We start from the raw sequence: 20,530 nt of genomic DNA, 5'->3' as shown, positions 1-20,530 counted from the left end.
GGCCATGATCATTTTGATCGCCCTTCTCCTGCTGGCCCTGGCTCTGTTCGGGTTCGGCTTCGTCATGCCCCTGCTGTGGATCGCTGCGGCCGTCGTGCTGATCGTCTGGATCCTGGGATTCGCCCGCCACCGTCGTGGCCGCCAAGGCGGACGCCGGTACGCCGGGAACCACCGGTAATCCACACCTGGCCCGGGCCCCCTTGCGGTACGCCCCGGGTGGTGTCCACTTGGGTGGGCACCACCCGGCAGGCACCGGTGAGGGCACGAGCCCTCAGGGGTGGACGGGAACGAAGCGGAGCGGCTTACGGGCCGAGCCAGTGAGGACAGCGATGTCCGCAGTCGTGATCACCGCCTCGATCGCCGGGGCCGCCTGTTCTATGACGTGAGCGGCAGGAACGTGGGCCCCGGGCGGCAACCCGCGTTCAGTGCCGGCTTGCGTGGTGCGCGCCCGGTTTCGGACCTGTGGGCAGGGGCAGCCGTAGTGCACGGGGCTCACTCGGCTACGAGCGGAGGACCCAATGTCCCTTATCGTCATCATCATTGCCGTCGTGCTGGTGCTGATCGTTTGCGCGGTAGCAGCGTGGATGGTCACGGCGCGCCGCCGGAAGCTGCGGGAGCGATTCGGTCCGGAGTACGAGCGGACCGTGGAAGGCAAGGACAGCCGCCGGGCGGCTGAGCGTGAGCTGCGCGAGCGCCAGGAACGCCATGACGCGCTGGACATCAAGCCGCTGCCGGCACCGGTCCGGGACCGATACGCCCAGGACTGGACCCGGGTGCAGGAGCAGTTCGTCGACCGGCCCGACGACGCGGTGCACGAGGCGGACCGGCTCGTGACCACCCTCATGAGCGAGCGCGGGTATCCGACCGAAGGGTACGAACAGCAGCTGAAGGACCTGTCGGTCGAACACGGGCGCACCCTGGAGCACTACCGCGCCGCCCACGAAATCAACGACCGCAGCAGCAGCCATCAGGCGACCACGGAGGAGCTGAGGGGCGCGATGGTGCACTACCGCGCGCTGTTCGAGGAGCTTCTCCACAACGGCGACCGGCCGCGCGAGAGCCAGGCGTGAGCCCGCCACCGGCGACTTGGGTGCGTCGAGCGGGCCCAGTCGTAGCCCGGCCGGAACCTATGACGGACGGAAGTGAAAAGATGCGCAACCAACAGACACCCCTGCCGGACGAGGGCGCTCTGTCCACGGACGACCTGGCCGCTACCCGGCAGGGCACCGGGGACGAGGCGCCGGGCTCGCCGGGCGCCCCACCGGAGTTCCCCGGGGAGGCCACCACCATCGGCCGGCAGGCCCGGGAGGTCCGGGAGGAAGATGCCGGCCGGACATCCGCCGGCGAACGCCGGGGAGCGGAACTGGCCGAGGAGAACGAGCCCCTGCTCGGCGACGAACAGAAAGAATTCCGCGCCCGGTGGCAGAAGATCCAGAGCAACTTCGTCGACGACCCCCAGGACGCCGTCAACGCGGCCGACCAGCTCGTCGCCGAGACGATGCGGGCACTGGCCACGACCTTCTCCGACCACAAGCAAGGGCTCGAAGGCCAATGGCATCGCGGTGAGGAGGTGGCGACCGAAGACCTGCGCGTCGCGCTCCAGCGATACCGCTCGTTCTTCAACCGCTTGCTCAGCACCTGACCAGCCCGGCGGGCCCGTTACTGCCGCCGCTCGTACGGGGTTACGCCCCCGGGCCTGCACACCGACAAGGCCACCGCCATGCTGCCACAGGCCGATGAACAGCACCCGCGGGTGCTGTTCATCGGCCTGTGAGCCGGTCGGCGGGGCTCAGTGTGCGCTGCGGAAGCGGCGGAGGCGGAGGCTGTTGCCGACGACGAAGACGGAGGAGAAGGCCATCGCGGCGCCGGCGATCATCGGGTTGAGCAGTCCGGCGGCGGCGAGGGGGAGGGCGGCGACGTTGTAGCCGAAGGCCCAGAAGAGGTTGGACTTGATGGTGCCGAGCGTCTTGCGGGCCAGGCGGATGGCGTCGACCGCCGCGAGGAGGTCGCCGCGCACCAGGGTCAGGTCGCCGGCCTCGATGGCGGCGTCGGTGCCGGTGCCCATGGCGAGGCCGAGGTCTGCCTGGGCCAGCGCCGCGGCGTCGTTGACGCCGTCGCCGACCATCGCGACGGAACGGCCTTCTGCCTGGAGGCGCTTGACGACGTTGACCTTGTCCTCGGGCATGACTTCGGCGATCACGTCGGACGGGGCGATCCCGACCTCGGCGGCCACTGCCTCGGCCACTGCCTTGTTGTCGCCGGTGAGTAGGATCGGCGTCAGGCCGAGGGCACGGAGCCTGGTGAGGGCTTCGGCACTGGTGGGCTTGACCGCGTCGGCGACCTCGAGCACCGCGCGGGCCTGACCGTCCCACGCCACAGCGATCGCCGTGCGTCCTGCGGCTTCGGCGGTGGCCTTCGCCTGCCGCAGGTCGGCGGGTAGGGGCAGCGCCCATTCGGCGAGGAGCTTCTCGCGGCCGACGAGGACGGCGTGGCCCTCGACGACGCCCTGGACGCCGAGCCCCGCGATGTTCGCGAAGTCCTCCGGCGTGGGAAGTTCACCGACCTTGGCGGCGGCGCCGGCGGCGACGGCCTGGGCGATGGGGTGCTCGGAGGCGTGCTCCAGGGCGCCGGCCAGGCGCAGCACCACGTCCTCGGTCTCGCCCTCGGCGAGGTGGACGCCGAGCAGGGTCATCTTGCCGGTTGTGACGGTGCCGGTCTTGTCGAGGACGATCGTGTCGACCTTGCGGGTGGACTCCAGGACCTCCGGCCCCTTGATCAGTACGCCGAGCTGGGCGCCGCGCCCGGTGCCGACCATGAGGGCGGTCGGGGTGGCGAGGCCCAGGGCGCAGGGGCAGGCGATGATCAGGACGGAGACGGCCGCGGTGAAGGCGGCGGTCCAGCCTTCCCCGGTGGCGACCCAGAAGCCGAGGGTGGCGAGCGCCAGGACGATGACGACGGGGACGAAGACGGCGGAGATCTTGTCGGCCAGGCGCTGGGCGGCGGCCTTGCCGTTCTGGGCGTCCTCCACCAGGCGGGCCATGCGGGCGAGCTGGGTGTCCGCACCGACGCGGTTGGCGCGGACCACCAGGCGTCCCCCGGCGTTGACGGTCGCGCCGGTGACCGCGTCACCCACGGACACCTCCACGGGGACGGATTCGCCCGTCAGCATGCTCGCGTCCACCGCCGAGCTGCCCTGCTCGACGATGCCATCGGTGGCGATCTTCTCGCCCGGGCGGACCACGAAGGTGTCACCGACGGCGAGTTCGGAGACGGGGACGCGGACCTCGCGACCGTCGCGCAGCACGGTGACGTCCTTGGCGCCCAGCTCCAGTAGTGCCTTGAGCGCTGCGCCGGCCCGGCGCTTGGAGCGGGCCTCGAAGTAGCGCCCGGCCAGGATGAACGCGGTCACTCCGGCGGCGGCTTCAAGGTAGATGTTGCCGCTGCCGTCGCTCCGGGAGAGCGACAACTCGAAGGGGTGCGTCATGCCGGCCATGCCGGCGGTGCCGAAGAACAGAGCCCACAGGGACCAGAGGAACGCCGCTGACGTACCGACCGAGACCAAGGTGTCCATGGTGGCGGCACCGTGGCGCATGTTGGTGAAGGCGGCCTTGTGGAATGGCCACGCGCCGTAGACGACGACCGGTGCGGACAGTGTGAGGGAGAGCCACTGCCAGTTGGTGAACTGCAGCGCGGGCACCATCGCCATGGCGATCACCGGCACGGACATGACGACCGCGGTGAGCAGGCGCTGCCGCAGAGGTGCGAGGGCGTCCGGTTCGCTCTGATCCGGCTCGGTGCCGTTGGCGACGTGGGCCGGGGCGGCGGGGGGCCGGGGAAGAGCAGCGGTGTAGCCGGTCTTCTCCACCGTGGCTATCAGGTCGGCCACCTCCACGTCGGCGTCGAAGACGACCTTGGCCTTCTCCGTCGCGTAGTTGACCGTGGCCTCCACGCCGTCCATGCGGTTGAGCTTCTTCTCGATGCGGGCCGCGCACGAGGCGCAGGTCATGCCGCCGATCGCCAATTCGACTTCGGCTGAGGCAGGGGCGGTAATGCTCATGATGCTCCTCGTGCGCGGAGGGGGCGGGGCGGGGTCGGGCCCCGGAGGACGGGCCGGCGGCGGCTCGGGCGCTGCTCCGCCGGCCGGGGATCAGCGGGCGGAGAGGTTCTCGGCCCGGCAGGTCAGCTCGTAGCCGGCCTCGTCGACGGCGGCGCCGATCAGGGCGTCGTCGGGCTCGTCGGTGGTCGTGACGGTGACCAGGCCCGCGACGACGTCGACGGTCACACCGGTCACGCCCGCTATGGCAGAGACCTCCTTGGTGACGGCGGTCTCGCAGTGGCCGCAGGTCATGCCCTGGACCTTGTAGACGGTGGTGACGCCCGCGGTCTTCTCGTCGCGCGCCGCGGTGGAGGTGGAGCAGCTGTTGTCGGGGGAGCAGCAGGACATGGGTGCCTCCGGTCGTTGATCTCTCTGTGGGTGCCCCGTGAAGCACCCTCGAAGAGATTTATACCCCCCGGGGGTATCCGATGCAACCTCTGAGACAACCCGACGCGAAGGGCTGGACTGCGCTGAACTGAGGTCAGTTTCCCCTGTTCAGGGGTGTTTCGTTCGGTTTAACCAGGGGGGTGCGCTTGGATGCGGGGGCTGGTCGTGATGCGGGCGCCGGATACCCCTGGGGGTATCTGAACGTCGACGGCCACTGCGGCAGGGGGCGACGGAATCGGCCTCGCCGTGGCGACTGACTGGTGCGCCGGAGGCCCGCCGCGTGGGGCGCCGCCTTGTCGGCGCCCCACGCTTGGGGTGGATCAGCTGACGCGGAGTGTCAGCGCCGGCGGTGTGCGGCTTGCCGCCGGTCTGGAACTGCAGGAACAGGCACCGGTTGCCGGGCTTGTCGAGCTGGGCGTGGAAGGGCAGATCGGGCCCGCCGTCGCCGTCAGACCTTGGTCTCCGGGTGGAGGTGGGCGACCGCCTTCGCCCTCGTGGAAGGCGGTCAGGTGGGCGTACGAGGAAGCTGCCTTCAAGTTCCAGACGGGTCGGGTACCGGTTCAAGAGCGCAGGACGGTTGCCGACGGTTCCAGGGCGTTGCAGGTGGCGGACTTGGACGGTCGCATGGCGCAGCTCGGGTCGGAGTTCAAGGCAGGGCCCCTCTCCGCTGTCGAGTTCGCTGGGCATCTTGGGGAGGTGGCGAGGCAGCGGGAGGAGCTGACGAGTGCCGCACCGATTCTGCACTCCAGCTCCAGGTCGACCGGGTGCCGTGCGAGATCGGCGCGCGTGCGGGCGCCGTCAGTGATCAGGAGACTCCACCCCTTGCGACGGCACAGCCCGGCCGCGGCGCGGTGCTTGGCCTGGTGATCGCGAGCGGGATGTCGCCCCGCGGCTTGGCCTCGATGAGTACGGTGCGGCCGTCGGTGGTGACGGCCAGGAAGTCGGGGTAGTGCGAGCGCCGCCGCCCGGCGTGGGTGTAGCCGAGGGCGAGGGGCTGCTCCTGGAAGGAGGTGACTTGATCGGCGTGATCCAGGAGCTGGACGACCCGCAGCTCGGTCACCGACTCGTACTGCACTTCGCGCCCCAGCTTGCCGCTGAGCCAGACGCCGGAGTGTTCGCGCTGCGGCACGCTGCGCCGGGCCGCCAGCTCCTCCGGGTCTCCAGCTGCGCCCTCTGCGCTCCGGCGCCGGTATGTCGTCCACGTCACCGTCCACCTGCAAGTCCCCGACTCTGCACGCCTGTTGCCGACCGCGAGGCGGTGGCCTGCGTACGGGAGTATGGCCGATGCGTGTTCGCGGAAGCGGGGAGGTGGCTGCACCATCGCGCGGCGAGGGCGTCCACGCGGCCGGCGCCCGGGCCTGGTAGGCCCGGCCTGCTTGCAGGCGGCGCATTGCTGTTGCGCGGATGATCCGGTGCCTGCGGATGGTCCGGTGCCCGCCCGCGCAGCGGTGCCGTTACATCAGGGCGATCTCGGCGACCTTGGACCGGACGTAGGCGCGGGCCGTGACCGGAGGGTGGGCTACCCGGCCGATCGGGGCGGGAAGCGACTCGATGACGGTGTCCGGGTCGCAGTCGTAGAAGTAGACCAGGGACATCAGCTCCTCGGACGGGGCGTCGGCAGGCGGAGCCAGTACGCGGTGGCGGCCGGAGCGCCAGCGGTCGCCGGTCCAGCGGGCCATCAGGTCGCCGATGTTGACGGTGAGTGCCTCGGGGGCGTAGGGGGCGTCCTGCCAGCCGTCGTCCTCGGTGTGGATCTGCAGACCGCCTTTGCCGGGCTGCCGGTCGAGGATGGTGACGGTGCCGAAGTCGGTGTGCGGGCCTACACGGAACTGGCCCGGCTGCGGCGTTCCCGCGGTGGTGATGGAGGGGTACCAGTTGAGGGTCAGGGTCCAGTCGGGGCGGTTGGTGTGGCGGGTGAAGAGGTCGAGCGGCCGGCGCAGGGCCGCCGCCAGGAGTTCGAGCAGTTCGTCGGCGAGCGTTCGCATGGAGCCTACGTACTGCGCGAGGAGGGGCTGCAGCGCCGGGGACCAAGACGGCCAGGCCTCCGGCAGCAATTCGGGCACGGGGCGCTCGGCAGTTGCGTCGTACGGGCCAGGGGCCATCGACCAGGTTTCCACCAGGTCGGGCGGTGTGATCAGGCCTTCCGCCTGGCCGGTGGCCACCGCTCCCGGGCCGCTCCAGCCGTACTGGCCGGCCTCCGCCAGGAACGGCATCTTGATGTCGGCCGGTTGGTGGAAGAAGGTGCGGGCCGCGGCGCGGATCGCTGCAGGCAGATCGGGGAGGACGCCATGGCCGGTGACGAGCAGGAAGCCCGCTCGCGCGAGCGATTGGTCGACGGCGGCGGCGAGACGATCGCGGCTCCGGCGGTCACCGGTCCGCCACAGCGAGAGGTCGATCGTAGGAATGGTGGAAGCACTCATGCTGCTCTTCTCCTCATTGTCCTGCCGCGTCAGCGGTGGTGAAGCGGCCCGGCCATGGTCGTCCGACGGGCGGGCGCCGCCCAGCCGTTCGCCGGGAAGTGGGAGGAACAGGCGATTCCGGCCCGGTCGGACGGGAGAATGCGGCAGGCTGCGGGCCCCGGTCGGTGCCAGGGCCGTCTATCGTCGGGTTCTGTCGTGGAGTTCACGAGTTCACGAGTTCACGCGATGGCGTGAAGGCACGGGAGGGGAGGTCGCGGTGGTGGGCTCGGGCTCGGGCACCTTCGACGCTCTGGAACTGGGGCTGTTACAGGCCCTCCAGCTCGACGGGCGCGCGGCCCTGAGCCGCATCGCACGCCGTCTGGGCGCCTCGGAACGCACGCTGGCCCGCCGCTACAGCCGACTGTGCACGCTGGGCCTGCGCGTCGTCGGCCAGCCCGTTCCGGCACGGCTGGGCATGACCCGCTGGCTGCTGCGCCTCCACTGCGCCCCCGACTCCGCGGGCTCCGTCGCCCAGGCCCTGGCCCGCCGGCCCGACACCAGCTGGATCTCGCTGGCCTCAGGGGGCACCGAGCTGTACTGCGCCCTCACCACTTGACGCCGCACGAGCGGGACGCCCTGCTTCTGGAGAAGCTGCCCCGCACCCCCGGTCTGACGGCCGTCGGCGCACACTGCCTGCTACGCCTCTTCACCGACATCACCAGTACGTGGTACGCCAACGGCATCCCGTTCGGCCCGGCCCATGGTCACGAAGACCGCGTTCCGGCACGGACCATGAGGACCCTGGAACCTCCCGAGCCCCTGTCCCTGGACGCCACCGACCGCGTTCTCCTCACCGAGCTGGCCAAGGACGGCCGGGCAGGCCTGTCCGAGCTCGCTGCCGCCACCGGCCGCTCGCCCTCCAGCGTCCAACGCCACCTCGAACACCTCAGGTCCCAGGGAGCGTTGGGCTTCTCTGTGGACTTCGCGCCCCGGCACCTGGGTTACCACTTGATGACTCACTTCTGGCTGCGAGTGGCTCCCGGCGACGTCTCGGCCGTCGGCCGCGCCCTGGCCGCCCACCCCGAAATAGCCTTCGCAGCCGCAACCACCGGTCCGTACAATCTCGTGGCCAGCGGAGTCTTCTGCGGCAGCCACGACCTCCACCACTACCTCGACCACCGCATCGGCTCGCTCCCCGGCATCCAAGCCATCGAGACCGCCCCCATCCTCCGCGAGGTCAAACGGCTCGCCTTCGGTGCCCAGCTTCCTCCGGGCCTCAGCGCTCAGCTGCCTTGACCTCAATCGAGCGTGAGGTGCGAACCTGGGCAGCACGAACGGTCGGAACAGCTGGACACATGCGCCTTGTCGGCGGCCATGGTCGCGGTGAATGGTGCCGGTCGCCGGGTCGTACGGGTCGCCTACCGCAGCCGGCTGCGGGACGAAGCCCACAGACCCTGGGGCTGGGCCAGGGCCGGGGCGGTCGGGTGCGGTGGGGGCCGTTGCAGCCTCGAGGGGCCCCAGCTCGTAGGTGACGCGCCGAAGCCGTGCCTTGATGCCCCGCTTGGGATCTTCCGGCACATCCCAGGCCAGGTGCACGCGGCGGGGGTAGTCGCCCGGGTCCGCATCGTCCTCGAGCACGGAGAAGTGCATGCCCGTGCTCGGCGCCCGGCTCGACGATCTGCTGGCTCTTGCCGATCACGTGGGCGAGGGTGGTGTCCACGAACGCGGGCGGGTCTCCGTACTCGCGGCGTTCCGAGGCGTCCTCGTTGCCTTCCTGGAGGACCGCATCGCCATCCACGGGGGCACGGAGCGCAGCCTTCAGTGGTTCGGCACCCAGTTCCGTAAGGTGCCCGGCAGAGTGTGGGAGTCCTTCCCGATCCGCGACCCCGAAGGCGTCGACCAGCGCAGGGCAGAGCTCTGCCTGGACACGCTCGCCCAGCGCGCCAGGAAGATCGTGAAGGAGTGCAGCTAGGCCGTCCCTTTCGGATCACCTTGCTGACCAGATGAAGTTGGCTGCGAGGGGGAGTCGGCCAGGAGATGGACGCGGTCTTTTTCGTACCGTGTTCCGCTCGGCGTCAGTGCCCCTGTGCGGTGAAGGCCGCGTGCGCGATCTCGTCGAAGAGGACGAAGCGGGCCTCTTCTGCGGACGTGTCCGTGGTTCGCACCGTCTCGACGGCGATGCGTGCGGCGTCGTCCATCGGCCAGCGGAAGATGCCGGTCGAGATGGCGGGGAAAGCGACCGTCTTCGCGCCCAGCTCGTCGGCGATCCGGAGCGATTCGCGGTAGCAGGAAGCCAGCAGCTCCGAGCGGTCCTCCTCCCTGGAGAACACCGGGCCCATCGTGTTGAGCATTCACCCACCACTGAGTCCCCGCTCGTAGGGCCATAACGCAGAAGCGTCCTCGCTCTGGCCGGAGCTCGTCCTGCCGACGGGGTCGGGTCGAGCTCGGGACGAGCTGAGCCATGTCCGGCTGCCCTGCGTTTCAGGAGGTCAGCGGTGGTGAATAGGCCAGTTGGACTTGGCGGTCTCTGGCGGTCGACGGCGGACTCCGGCGGCACTGATGCTGACCTCTTGCTGACTTTACTGACGGGCAATCATTTTTAGGGGAGATTACTCAACGCGATGGTCGTGCGATACAGAGGCTGATCGCTTCGAGGGATCCGTGTCAAGGAAGCCCTGCGTCGGGCGGGGGGATATTGCTCTGTGCTGACTCTCGTGGCTTCAGTCTCGTGGGAGTGTCGCTGCTCGTGCTTCCCCTCCGGCGTCGAGGTGGGCGGCGTTCGGGTTGTGCCGGTTCCGTGCTCTACCTCGTCAGAGCGCTCAGTCCGCAGCGAGATGAGCAGCTCGTTCATGCGGTGCTGGATAGTCATCCCTTCGAGGGGGACCATCGTGTGGTGGAACTTCGTCGGCCGTTCCCAACGGGAAATCGAAGAGGCTCGAAGGGACTGGGTGGAGGGTTCCCGCTTGGGCGCGCTGTCGAGGGCGAGCGGCTCAAGGGTGGCGGTTTCGCCGGAGGGGCAATTCGGCGGGCAGGACCCTCTCGAGAGCGGCAGGCTGGTGACGACGAGCAGGTTCCGTCTGCTGGTGTTACATGCCTAGCTAAAGGGTGTTGCAGAAGGCTTCAGTCTGGGCATTTTGTCCGTATGGGTGGGGTGTGGCGAGCTGAGCCGGTGTGGGTGGAGACGTTCACGGGCTTGCGGATGGACCCGTTGGCGAAGCTGGTGAAGGTGGTCCGGGAGGGGCGGGGACGGTCCGGGCGGCGGGCGTCCGTGGTGTCTGCCGCTGGCGGACCGGGTGCTGCTGGTGGCCGTGTACTACCGCACGAATCTCACGATGCGGCAGCTCGCCCCGCTCTTCGGGACCTCCCCGGCCACCGTTTGCCGGGTCATCCAGCGCCTCCGGCCGTTGCTCGCGCTGGAGCCCGCGCTCCGGCCTGTCGCGGACACCGAACGCCTGTGGATCGTGGACGGCACCCTCACCCCGGTCCGCGACCGGAAGGCGGGCGCCTCGTCGCGGAATTACCGGTTCTTGGCGAACGTGCAGGTCGTCATCGACGCAGACACCCGCCTGGTGATCGCCTCAGCCCGGCCGCCGCCGGGGAACAAGGCCGACGCCCACGTCTGGCGCGAATGGGACCTGCCGGCCGCGGCGGCCGGGACCACCGTGATCGCGGACGGCGCCTACCTGGGCACCGGGCTGATCGTCCCGCACCGCAGAAGTGCCGGACGCCCTCTCCTGCGCGGCCAGGGGGAGGACAACGCCGAACACCGACGCGTCCGGGCCCGCCGTCGAGCACACCTTCGCCCGCATGAAGAACTGGAAGAAGCTCCGCGATTGCCGCCAGAAGGGCGACGGCCTCCACCACGCCGTCCAGGCCGTCGCCACCATGCACAATCTCGCCTTGGCAGGATGAAAACAGCAGGTCAACCACCACTCAGACCTGCCCGAGAACAACCTTCTGCAACACCCTTTAGGGCGTGTCTCTTTGACGGGGTGAGCGTTGATTTTGTCAGTCCCGTTCCTATGATCAGGTGGATTTCATGAACACTCGTCGTTTCCTGCCCCGCGCTTCGCCGGCGCCGTCCTCACCGCACGGCAAGCCCGCCACCTGCCGACCAACCCCGACCTGGCCCTGTATGACAACCCTCACGCGTTGCTGACCTGCTTCTACAAACGCGACAAGGCCCTGTGCCACCGCGAAAGCACCAACAACACTCCCGCCTGGACCGCTGCGTCAGCACCTGCGCGAACGTCTCCCGAACCGACCGCCAAGCCGACCAGCTCCTGGCCGCGCGCAGCATCTGCAGCACAACGCTGCCCGGCGACAGAATCTCCGTCATGTTTTCGCGAGTGATGACCCCTGGGTAGCACTTATGACGCGGATCTGAGATCCGAGTGTGAGTAGTTGGCGCACAAGAGATGCGCAGCAAGGGCATGATGCCCCGCACAGCGCTCCTTCCTCTGTTCGCCCGTCGTCGTGGTCGTGTACGGCGCCGATCGGGCCGGGCGGCGCGCCCTGGCACGACCGGGCGGGTCACGCGCGTGGCCTCACCGTGCGCTACTTCGGCGTAGTCGCCCGTTGCGGGCCATCGGCGGGTCAGGTGTATTTGGCGAGGTCGCTGGCCTGCAGGGCGGCGTTGTCGTTGATGCCGATGATGTAGCCGTCCGGGTCCCGGAAGTAGAACTCGCGCTGGCCGTTGTGGTCGGTGACGGTGTCCTTGACGATCTCGGCGTGCTCGGCGATGCGGTCGTGCGCCGCATCGAAGTCATCGACGGCGAGGTAGAACATGCCCGTGAAGCCGACCGGGAGGTCGGCTAGGACGGGCAGCCAGTTCTTGAGGTCGGCGTTGCTGTAGAGCATTCCGCAGAACGAGCCCTCGAAGAGGAGCATGTGGATATCGTCGCCGGGGCGGGCGGTACTGGAGTCCACGTCGAAGCCGAGCTTCTCGTAGAACGCGATGCTGGTGGCGGTGTCCTTGACGCCGAGGCATGGGGCAAACGGCATGACTTCCTCCGGAGGCTTTCGAGTCGTACGGACGAGACGGTCGTCTGCATCCGAAACTTGCGGTCTCAGCTGGTGGCGCTGATGCAGAAGGGCCGGCCCGAGGGATCGAGCAGGACGGTTCAGTGCTCCCCGCCGGGATGGTGGTCGGGCTTGGTCGCGCCGAGCTCCAGCAGCCGCTTCTCCGCCGCCGCGACGTCGTCGAAGGCCAGGTCGAGGTGGAAGGCCAGTTCCTCGGCCGGCCAGTTCGGCGCCTGGAAGCTCTTGGCGGTGTAGAAGACGTACATCGCATGGCCGTCCATCACCGGGAAGGCGGCCTCGTTGCCGTCCTCGTCGGGGTATGCCTGGCCGGGCTCCCGTCCCAGCGCGGCGGCGTAGAAGGCGGCGAGCTTCTTGCCGTCGTCGGCCCAGATCGCGTAGGAAGCGACCGAGCCGGCACCCGGGCTCCTCTTCCCGTCGGTAGTGCTGGTCATGTGGGTCCTCCATCCACACCGGGTACAGGCAGACGGCCGGGCCGCCTGGCAGACGAATCGGGCGTCTCGCCATATGTCACCGACGGTAGAAGGTCTTTAGGACACCAGACGTCCTAGATGCGCCCACGGCGGCGGGCCAGGGGGAGCGAGATCCCCTCGGCCAACTCCTGCAACCCTGTCGCTCCGCCACCCGCACCATCAGACGCGACACTGGTGGCCTGCGCGCGCTGGGCTACGCCCTCCAGGTCCCCTGTCCCAGTCGGCCGCATGAGGGGCAGCCGCCCCGCGAGGGCGAGCGTGGGGAGAAAGGTGTGGTCGGCCTGATACGGCCGGGGCGGTGTGCCCTCAGTTGTGACGAGGACCGTCGACGGCTTGTAGGGAGCGCTGGTACGTCGTGCGCAGGTAGTCGATGACGGCGGGGTCGGCGTCGAGGGTGTAGTCGGTGTCGAGGGTGGCGAGGGTCTGGGCGATGCGGGGCAGGGTGTCGGCGGAGCAGTCGACGGTGCAGGTGGTGTCGTCGAGGGGTTGGATGCGGGTGGCCAGGGCCCAGGTGCGGGCGCGGATGGTGTCGGCGGGGGCGTGCACGGTGGCGATGGCGCGGTAGCGGGCGGGAGCCGTAGCGATCTTCGCTGCCACGTAGGAGGCGGGGTCGGGTCCGGGATCGGGCAGCGTACGGGGTGGGACGCGGCGTCCGGTGGGTGAGGGCGCGGTGAGGCGGTCGAGGCGGTAAATGCGCCAGTCGTCGCGCTCGGTGTCGTAGGCGAGGAGGTACCACAGGCCGCCGGAGGCGACGAGGCCGTGGGGTTCGACGCGGCGGGAGGCGCGGGTGCCCTCGCGCGGGGTGTAGTCGAAGGTGATGATTTCGTGGTCGCGGCAGGCAGCGGCGAGGAGCGCCAGGGTGGCGGCGTCGGCGCGGGGGCCGCGGCTTTCCCAGGTGATGGTGCTGGTGGCCTCCTGGAGGGCGGTGACCTGGGCGCGGAGGCGGGTGGGCAGGACTTGTTCGAGTTTGGCCAGCGCCCGCAGGGCGGTTTCCTCGATGCCGCCGAGTCCGCCTGCGGCGGTGCGCAGGGCGACCGTGATGGCCACGGCTTCGTCGTCGTCGAGCAGCAGCGGGGGCATGGCGGTGCCGGAGGCGAGGCGGTAGCCGCCGGCGTGGCCGGTGGTGGCTTCGACGGGATAGCCGAGTTCGCGCAGCCGGTCGATGTCGCGGCGCACCGTGCGGCCGGTGACGCCGAGCCGGTCGGCGAGCTCGTGGCCGGACCACTCGCGGCGGGTCTGCAGTAGGGACAGCAGGCGCAGCATGCGGGCGGGCATATCGGTCGTCATGCACGCCACTCTGCCGGACTTGAAGGACGCGAGGTGTCCTAAAAGGGTCCTAGCGTGGAGGCATGTCCGAGAACAAACCCCCCGTTTCGTCAGAAAAAGCGGTCGATCCGCGTCGCTGGGCAGCCCTGGCCGTCGTCCTGATCGCCGCGTTCATGGACGCGGTCGACGTGACCGTCGTGCACATCGCGATCCCCGACGTCCAGGCCGACACCGGCGCCTCGCTGTCGCAGATCCAGTGGATCACCGGCGGGTACGCGCTGGCCTACGCCCTCGGACTGATCACCGGCGGACGTCTCGGTGACTTGTTCGGCCGCAAGAAGATCTTCCTGCTCGGCGTTGCCGGCTTCACGCTCACCTCCTTGGTCTGCGGCATCGCGGGCAACCCCGAGATCCTGCTGGCGGGGCGTATCGCCCAGGGAGCCATGGCCGCGCTGATGGTGCCGCAGGTCCTCTCGATCATCCACGTCACCTTCCCCAAGAGCGAGCGCGGCAAGGTCTTTGGTGTCTACGGCGCGGTGATGGCGCTGGGCACCCTGGCCGGCCCTCTCGTCGGGGCACTGCTGGTGCAGTGGAACCTGTTCGACCTGGCCTGGCGTCCGATCTTCCTGGTCAACCTCCCCCTCGGTGTGGCGGGTCTGATCGCCGGCTGGCTGCTGATCCGTGAGTCGAAGGGCGAGCGGGCGCAGCGGCTGGACGGAGTCGGTGTCGTGCTGGCCACGGTGGGTCTGCTGATGCTGGTGCTGCCGCTGACTCAGGGCCGCGAGCTGGGCTGGCCGGTCTGGACGTACGTCTCGATGGCCGCTTCGCTGCCGGTCCTGGCGCTGTTCGTGGCCTGGGAGCGGCGTCTGACGCGGCGCGGCGGCTCGCCGCTGGTGGTGCTGTCGCTGTTCTCCCGCCGCAGCTTCGCCGGCGGGCAGAGCGTGCAGCTGCTGTTCGGGCTCGCCTCGGGGGTCTTCTTCCTCGCCTGGACGCTGTACCTGCAGCTCGGCCTGGGCTTCTCGCCGCTGAAGGCGGGCCTGTCGGGGATGCCGCTGTCCGCGGCGATGATGGCCGGCGCGGGCCTGTCCATGCAGGTACTGGTGCCGCGCTTCGGCCGGCGCGCCCTGCAGGGTGGTGCGCTGCTCGCGGTGGCCGGGATGCTGCTCTTCGCCGTCTTCGCCACCCGCTACGGGTCCGACATCGCGCTGTGGCAGACCATGGTGCCGCTGATCCCGATGGGCCTGGGCATGGGGCTGATCGTCGCGCCGCTGACCGACCTGGTGCTGTCCGAGGTGCCCCACGAGCACGCCGGTTCCGCCTCGGGGCTGACCAACACCACCATGCAGCTCGGCCAGGCCGTCGGCGTCGCCCTGTCCTCGGTGGTCTTCTTCGGCCACCTCGGCCCCGGCGACCCGGCCGCCCAGGCCCACAAGATGCCCGACGCCTTCAGCGGATCCCTCTGGTACGTCGCCGCAGCCTTCGCGGCCGCGTTCACCCTGCTCTTCACCCTGCCCCGTCGGGCCGGAACCGCCCCTGTGGAGCGCACGACGACGGAGGCGGAACCCGAGCCGCAGCTCGTCTCCTGACAGGTCCCATCCCTGTCACCCGCATGGACCTCACCAGGGCCCGTCCTGGCCCTGCCCTGGACACCATGCCCTCAGATCCCCGAGGGGCTTCTCGTCCCCCCGGCCGGCTGCCCAGCCGGTACGCCCCCCTCTCTCGAAAGGTTTCTCCCATGAGCTTCATGTCCCCCGGTTCCGTCGTCTGGTTCGAGATCGGTACCGCAGACCCCAAGGCGGTGCAGGACTTCTACGGTCCTGTGCTGGGCTGGTCCTTCGAGGTCGATCCGGACTCCTCCGTCGACGGCCGCACCTACACCCGCGTCATCGCTCCCGGTGCGCCGTGGCCGATGGGTGCCATCCAGCAGGGTGACACCGGTGGTGAGGTCATCAACCTGTCGATGCTGTCCGCCGACGTCGCAGCCGACGTCGACAAGCTCACTGCGCTCGGGGCCCAGGTCGTCGTCCCGGCCACCGCAGTCGGGGAGGTGACGGTCTTCGCCCGCCTGAAGGACCCGCGCGGAAACACCTTCTCCCTCTTCTCCCGCGGCAGCTCCGAGGACCTGGCCGAGCGGGCCCAGGCCACCGAGGAACACATGGAGGCATCCGCTTTCCGGCCGCAGCCCGGGTCCATGGCCTGGTTCGAGATCGGCACCGCCGACCCGCAGACCACCATGGAGTTCTACAGCGGCGCGTTCGGCTGGCGCTTCGAGAAGGACGAAACGGCGGGCGGCAAGCCGTACTTCAGCATCTTCACCGGCGGTGACTGGCCCGCGGGTGGTCTGTGGGACCACAGTTCCGGCACGGGCGGTGACTACATGATGCCGTCGATCCTGGTGACCGACGTGCCCGCCACCGCTGCCGCGGCGACGGATGCGGGGGCCCGCGTCGAGCACGGCCCGGAGTCCAACCCGGACGGACTGGTCTTCGCCCGTCTGTGCGACCCGCACGGCAACCACTTCGGCTTGTTCTCCCAGCCCACCCACACCTCCTGAACCGCTGTGTGCGGTGCAACCCCGCGGCTGCCCCGCCCCGGCCCTCCATCCATACGAGATCGAAGGAGAACCCCATGAAGATCGCACTGCTCGGAACCGGCTTCGGCCAGGCCCACGCCGCCGTCTACGCCGCCCGTGGCGACGTCGAGGTGGTGATGTTCGGCCGCGACGCGGAGAAGACTTCGAAGGTGGCCGAACAGTTCGGCTTCGCGTCCTCGACCACGATGGACGCCGCATTCGAGGACCCCTCGTTCGACCTGGTGGACATCTGCCTGCCCGTCGCTCTGCACGCCCCGTACGTGCTGCGCGCACTGGAAGCGGGTAAGCACGCCCTGGTCGAGCTGCCGCTGGCCGACAATATCGAGGACGCCCGGCGGGTCGCCGAGGCGGCCGCGCGCAGCGACAAGCACGTGTTCGTAGACATGTTCGAGCGGTTCATCCCCGCCAACCAAGCCCTGTTCGACGCGGTGCGCGAGAGCACGTACGGGCGGCTGGAACAGCTGACGCTGTGGAACCTGACCGCTCTCCTGTGGCCAGGCGCCTCGCTCGGGCTCAAGGTGCTGCCGCTCGAAGCCATGCACAGCGACATGGACATCATCGCGAGCACCCTCGGCCTGCCCCGGGACGTCACCGTCACCGCGGTGGAGCGGGACGAGAACTCCGCAGCCATCGACGCCGCCTTCCACTTCGACGGTGTGGCTGCGGCCCGCAGCTCCGTCTCCTCGCTGATGCCCATGTCCTGGGGGGCCCGCGGCGGCTACACCGCCACCTTCGAGCACGGCGTACTGGACGCCACGTCCACGATGGGGTTCGACGGCAAGCCGTCCGGCACCGTCACCGCCTACACCGCGGACGGCCCGCGCGTGCTCGAACTGCCGGACGCCGACCAGTACACCGCCATGATCGGCCACGTCATGGACGTCCTGCGCGGCGGGGCGGAGAACCAGATCGCTCCGGACAGCGTGCTGGACGCCCTCACACTCACCCTCGACATCGAGCGCAAGGCCAACACGCCGCGCTGACCCCGCCCGGCCCCCGGCGAACCCGGCCGGGGGCCCGAGCCCACACCGCTCGTCCGGAGGGAGACTTCACAGATGGAAGAGCGCACCGCCACGCTCCCGGGCGGCACCGCGATGCCCCTGCTGGGTTTCGGCACGTGGCGGTTGAAGGGCGACGACGCCTACCGCGCCGTACTGCACACCCTGGAAGCGGGATACCGGCACCTGGACACCGCCCAGCTCTACGGCAACGAGGAATCCGTCGGACGGGCCCTGGCCGACAGCGGCATCTCCCGCCAGGAAGTCTTCCTCACCACGAAGTTTGCCCAGCACCACCCGGGCAAGGAGCACGCCACCCTGAGCCGGAGCCTGGAGCGGCTCGGGGTCGAGCAGGTGGACCTGTGGCTGATGCATTACCCGCTGAAGGACCCCGGCGAACACCTTGCAGTGTGGGACGCGTTCCTGGACGCCGCCGAAGAAGGCATGGCCACAGCCGTGGGAGTCAGCAACCACTCCCTCGCCCAGCTCGACACCCTCACCGAGGCCACCGGACAGATGCCCCAGGTCAACCAGATCCGCTTCAACCCCGCCCTCTACGACCCGCGGCTGGTGACCGGCCACCGCGCACGCAACACCGTCCTCGAAGGCCACAGCCCACTACGCAAGCCCGGCCTGGACCACCCCGTCCTCACCGAGATCGCCGAGACGCACAACGCCACCTCGGCCCAGGTGGTCATCGCCTGGCACCTGGCCTACCAGGTCGCGGTGATCCCCAGATCCGCCCATCCCGAACGCATCAGCAGCAACCTCCATGCCGCCCGGCTGCACCTGGCACCCGCGGACATCGCCCGGATCGACGCCCTCAGCAGGCAGCCCTCCGGCACGGCCCGCACCCGCAATCGACAGGGAGCCTGATCATGACCAGCAACATGCCCGCGCACGGAGAGATCGTCATCACCGGCGCCCGCGTACACAACCTCCAGGACGTCTCGGTGCACATCCCCAAGGGAGTGATCACCGTGTTCACCGGGGTGTCGGGGTCGGGGAAGTCGTCCGTGGTCTTCGACACCATCGCCGTCGAGTCGCAGCGACAGCTGAACGAGACCTTCCCATACTTCGTGCGCAACCGCCTGCCCCGTTACGAGAAGCCCGAGGCCGACGCCATCGAGGACCTGTCGCCGGCAATCGTCGTAGACCAGAAGCCGCTGGGCGGCGGTTCGCGCTCGACGGTGGGAACCATGACGGATATCGCCTCGCTGATCCGCCTGCTGTTCTCCCGCGCGGGCGAGCCGTCGGCAGGGATGTCGACGGCGTACTCCTTCAACGACCCCACCGGCGCCTGTCCCACCTGCCAGGGCCTGGGCCATACCGTCCAGCTCGACCTGGACCGCTTCTTCGACACCGACAAGTCCCTGAACACCGGTGCACTGCTGTTCCCGCTGTTCAACGTCGGCGGCGTGCAGTGGACGCTGTTCACCCGCTCCGGGCTGTTCGACAACGACAAACCGCTGAAGAAGTACTCCAAGAGGGAGTGGGACACCCTCCTGCACGGCAGCCCCAAGGGGGAGGTGAAGTTCGAGCCGGCGACGCGGATGGGCACGCAGAACGTCACCTACGAGGGCATTGTTGACCGGTTCAACCGCCTCTATCTCAACCGTGACCTGTCCACTCTGTCCAAGCGCACCCGGGATGCGGTTCAGCACTTCACCACGGAGGGCGAGTGCCCCGCCTGCCATGGTGCCCGCCTGAACGATGCCGCCCTGAAGGCAAAGATCAATGGACTGTCGATCGCCGACCACATGACCATGGAGGTCAGCGATCTCATCAGAGAACTGGGCAAGGTCAAGCACCCGCTCGGCACACCGCTCGCGAAGGCCACGATCGACGCCCTGAAGCGGATCGATGCCATCGGCCTGGGCTACCTCCACCTGGGCCGCGAGACCGGCAGCCTCTCCGGCGGAGAAGGGCAGCGGCTGAAGATCGTACGCAACCTCGGCTCCAGCCTGACCGGCATGACGTACATCTTCGACGAGCCCTCCACCGGCCTGCACCCGCGCGACGTCCACCGGGTGAACGAACTCCTCGCCCAGCTGCGCGACCAGGGCAACACCCTGCTCATCGTCGAACACGACCGCGACGTCATCACCGCAGCCGACCACGTCATCGACATGGGCCCCGGCGCCGGCACGCACGGCGGCCAGGTCGTCTTCCAGGGAACCGTCACCCAGCTCCGCCACGCGGGAACCCTCACCGGCCGGTACCTGGAGGCGGCCATCCCGCTCAAGACCAGCGTCCGGACCCCGACGGGCCAGATGAAAATCAAGAATGCGGCGCTGCACAACCTGAAGAACGTCAGCGTGGAGATCCCCACCGGTGTGCTCGTCGCCGTCACCGGGGTCGCCGGGTCGGGCAAGTCCAGCCTGATCTCCGAGGTCTTCACCGCCCAGCACCCCGAGGCCGTCTACATCGACCAGGGCGCCATCGGCTCCAACTCCCGCTCCACACCCGCGAGCTGGGTCGGCATCATGGATGCCATCCGCAAGCGATTCGCCGACGCCAATGACGTGCCGGCCGGGTTGTTCAGTTTCAACTCCACCGGCGCCTGCCCCGCCTGCGGCGGCAAGGGCAGTATCACCGCCGACATGGCCTTCGCCGACCCCGTCACCACCGTCTGCGAAACCTGCGACGGCCGCCGCTACAGTGACGAGGCACTCTCCCGCCGCCTGCGCGGAAAGACCATCGTCGACGTACTGGACCTGACCTGCGAAGAAGCGACAGAGTTCTTCACCGCACCGGCCGAGAAGAAGATCCGCACCGCGCTCACGACCCTGGCGGAGGTCGGCCTGGGCTACCTCACCCTCGGCCAGTCCCTGTCCACCCTTTCCGGGGGAGAGCGCCAGCGTCTCAAGCTCGCCGGCCACCTGGGCGCGACCAGCAGCATCTACGTGATGGACGAACCCACCACCGGCCTGCACATGGCCGACATCGCCACCCTGCAACGCCTGCTGGACCGGCTCGTCGACGACGGCAACACCGTCCTCGTCATCGAACACAACCTCGACATCGTCAAACAAGCCGACTGGATCATCGACATGGGCCCCGACGGCGGCCGCCACGGCGGCCAGATCCTCTTCACCGGCACCCCCGCGCAACTGGCCAAAGACCGAAAGTCCCACACCGCCAAGGCCCTGCGTCACGACCTCGACCGGCATCAGGTCTGAGTAGCGCCCAGCTGGGGACGCGGACCCAAGCGGCCCAGCCAGATTGGACGTCGCTGTCCATTCAGCAACGCGCCGGATGTGCCGGTCCTTGAGCGG

At 69.2% G+C, this 20,530-nt stretch carries 18 protein-coding genes and 2 pseudogenes; 12 read left to right on the top strand and 8 right to left on the bottom strand.

Going from position 1 to position 20,530, the window contains the following annotated elements; all coding sequences use genetic code 11:
* Window positions 1-4 precede the first annotated feature (4 nt).
* The 3 genes from AB8O64_RS02685 to AB8O64_RS02675 all read left to right on the top strand — a co-directional run bounded on the left by AB8O64_RS02685 (window position 5) and on the right by AB8O64_RS02675 (window position 1,642).
* A complete protein-coding gene (locus tag AB8O64_RS02685) occupies window positions 5-178 on the top strand; it encodes a hydrophobic protein (protein ID WP_370417661.1) in 174 nt (57 codons plus the stop codon).
* Between the two features lie 340 nt (window positions 179-518).
* Window positions 519-1,070, top strand: coding sequence for a hypothetical protein (locus AB8O64_RS02680; RefSeq protein ID WP_370417660.1), 552 nt, complete (start codon window positions 519-521; stop codon window positions 1,068-1,070).
* An 80-nt stretch (window positions 1,071-1,150) separates the two neighbouring features.
* Window positions 1,151-1,642: a hypothetical protein gene (locus AB8O64_RS02675; RefSeq protein ID WP_370417659.1), complete on the top strand. Its 492-nt coding sequence runs from the start codon at window positions 1,151-1,153 to the stop codon at window positions 1,640-1,642.
* Window positions 1,643-1,789: 147 nt separating this feature from the next.
* On the opposite strand, the gene AB8O64_RS02670 is transcribed toward AB8O64_RS02675, so the two are convergent.
* The 4 genes from AB8O64_RS02670 to AB8O64_RS02655 all read right to left on the bottom strand — a co-directional run bounded on the left by AB8O64_RS02670 (window position 1,790) and on the right by AB8O64_RS02655 (window position 6,903).
* Window positions 1,790-4,057 (bottom strand): heavy metal translocating P-type ATPase, encoded by a 2,268-nt coding sequence (locus AB8O64_RS02670; RefSeq protein ID WP_370417658.1) that lies wholly within the window; start codon window positions 4,055-4,057, stop codon window positions 1,790-1,792.
* Between the two features lie 90 nt (window positions 4,058-4,147).
* Window positions 4,148-4,444 (bottom strand): heavy-metal-associated domain-containing protein, encoded by a 297-nt coding sequence (locus tag AB8O64_RS02665; RefSeq protein WP_370417657.1) that lies wholly within the window; start codon window positions 4,442-4,444, stop codon window positions 4,148-4,150.
* An 844-nt stretch (window positions 4,445-5,288) separates the two neighbouring features.
* Window positions 5,289-5,690, bottom strand: coding sequence for a TnsA endonuclease N-terminal domain-containing protein (locus tag AB8O64_RS02660; RefSeq protein WP_370417656.1), 402 nt, complete (start codon window positions 5,688-5,690; stop codon window positions 5,289-5,291).
* A 247-nt stretch (window positions 5,691-5,937) separates the two neighbouring features.
* On the bottom strand, window positions 5,938-6,903 hold the full coding sequence (locus AB8O64_RS02655) for an isopenicillin N synthase family dioxygenase (protein WP_370417655.1): 966 nt from the start codon (window positions 6,901-6,903) through the stop codon (window positions 5,938-5,940).
* 256 nt (window positions 6,904-7,159) lie between these two features.
* Between AB8O64_RS02655 and AB8O64_RS02650 the strand changes: the two genes are divergently transcribed.
* The 3 genes from AB8O64_RS02650 to AB8O64_RS02640 all read left to right on the top strand — a co-directional run bounded on the left by AB8O64_RS02650 (window position 7,160) and on the right by AB8O64_RS02640 (window position 8,854).
* Window positions 7,160-7,498, top strand: coding sequence for an Lrp/AsnC family transcriptional regulator (locus AB8O64_RS02650; protein WP_370417654.1), 339 nt, complete (start codon window positions 7,160-7,162; stop codon window positions 7,496-7,498).
* A complete protein-coding gene (locus AB8O64_RS02645; protein WP_370417653.1) occupies window positions 7,495-8,178 on the top strand; it encodes an Lrp/AsnC family transcriptional regulator in 684 nt (227 codons plus the stop codon). The genes AB8O64_RS02650 and AB8O64_RS02645 overlap by 4 nt, the downstream gene beginning before the upstream one ends.
* A gap of 352 nt (window positions 8,179-8,530) precedes the next feature.
* A complete protein-coding gene (locus tag AB8O64_RS02640) occupies window positions 8,531-8,854 on the top strand; it encodes a hypothetical protein (protein WP_370417652.1) in 324 nt (107 codons plus the stop codon).
* Between the two features lie 103 nt (window positions 8,855-8,957).
* Here AB8O64_RS02640 and AB8O64_RS02635 read toward each other — a convergent pair.
* Window positions 8,958-9,233 (bottom strand): annotated as a pseudogene (locus tag AB8O64_RS02635) (macro domain-containing protein); the annotation flags it as partial.
* Window positions 9,234-10,024: 791 nt separating this feature from the next.
* On the opposite strand from AB8O64_RS02635, the pseudogene AB8O64_RS02630 reads away from it, so the two are divergent.
* Window positions 10,025-10,794: pseudogene (locus AB8O64_RS02630) on the top strand (transposase).
* A 684-nt stretch (window positions 10,795-11,478) separates the two neighbouring features.
* Here AB8O64_RS02630 and AB8O64_RS02625 read toward each other — a convergent pair.
* From AB8O64_RS02625 to AB8O64_RS02615, 3 genes are all read right to left on the bottom strand, one after another.
* Window positions 11,479-11,886, bottom strand: a complete 408-nt coding sequence (locus AB8O64_RS02625) for a VOC family protein (RefSeq protein WP_370417651.1) — start codon at window positions 11,884-11,886, stop codon at window positions 11,479-11,481.
* 119 nt (window positions 11,887-12,005) lie between these two features.
* Window positions 12,006-12,356 (bottom strand): VOC family protein, encoded by a 351-nt coding sequence (locus AB8O64_RS02620; protein WP_370417650.1) that lies wholly within the window; start codon window positions 12,354-12,356, stop codon window positions 12,006-12,008.
* Window positions 12,357-12,701: 345 nt separating this feature from the next.
* Window positions 12,702-13,682, bottom strand: coding sequence for a helix-turn-helix transcriptional regulator (locus AB8O64_RS02615; protein ID WP_370417649.1), 981 nt, complete (start codon window positions 13,680-13,682; stop codon window positions 12,702-12,704).
* A 62-nt stretch (window positions 13,683-13,744) separates the two neighbouring features.
* Here AB8O64_RS02615 and AB8O64_RS02610 point away from each other — a divergent pair, with 62 nt between their 5' ends.
* The 5 genes from AB8O64_RS02610 (at window position 13,745) to AB8O64_RS02590 (ending at window position 20,434) form a co-directional block, all read left to right on the top strand.
* Window positions 13,745-15,247, top strand: a complete 1,503-nt coding sequence (locus AB8O64_RS02610; RefSeq protein WP_370417648.1) for an MFS transporter — start codon at window positions 13,745-13,747, stop codon at window positions 15,245-15,247.
* 149 nt (window positions 15,248-15,396) lie between these two features.
* Window positions 15,397-16,215, top strand: coding sequence for a VOC family protein (locus AB8O64_RS02605; protein ID WP_370417647.1), 819 nt, complete (start codon window positions 15,397-15,399; stop codon window positions 16,213-16,215).
* 74 nt (window positions 16,216-16,289) lie between these two features.
* Window positions 16,290-17,237 carry a Gfo/Idh/MocA family protein gene (locus AB8O64_RS02600; RefSeq protein WP_370417646.1) on the top strand — a complete coding sequence of 316 codons (948 nt, stop codon included), beginning with the start codon at window positions 16,290-16,292 and terminating at the stop codon, window positions 17,235-17,237.
* A 72-nt stretch (window positions 17,238-17,309) separates the two neighbouring features.
* On the top strand, window positions 17,310-18,128 hold the full coding sequence (locus AB8O64_RS02595; protein WP_370417645.1) for an aldo/keto reductase: 819 nt from the start codon (window positions 17,310-17,312) through the stop codon (window positions 18,126-18,128).
* Window positions 18,129-18,130: 2 nt separating this feature from the next.
* Window positions 18,131-20,434: an ATP-binding cassette domain-containing protein gene (locus tag AB8O64_RS02590; RefSeq protein WP_370417644.1), complete on the top strand. Its 2,304-nt coding sequence runs from the start codon at window positions 18,131-18,133 to the stop codon at window positions 20,432-20,434.
* Window positions 20,435-20,530: the final 96 nt, after the last annotated feature.

Source organism: Streptomyces sp. QH1-20 (assembly GCF_041283565.1).
Taxonomy (GTDB): Bacteria; Actinomycetota; Actinomycetes; order Streptomycetales; family Streptomycetaceae; genus Streptomyces; species Streptomyces syringius.
Note: the sequence above shows the minus strand (reverse complement) of the source record. Positions and strands in the feature narration are given on the sequence as shown.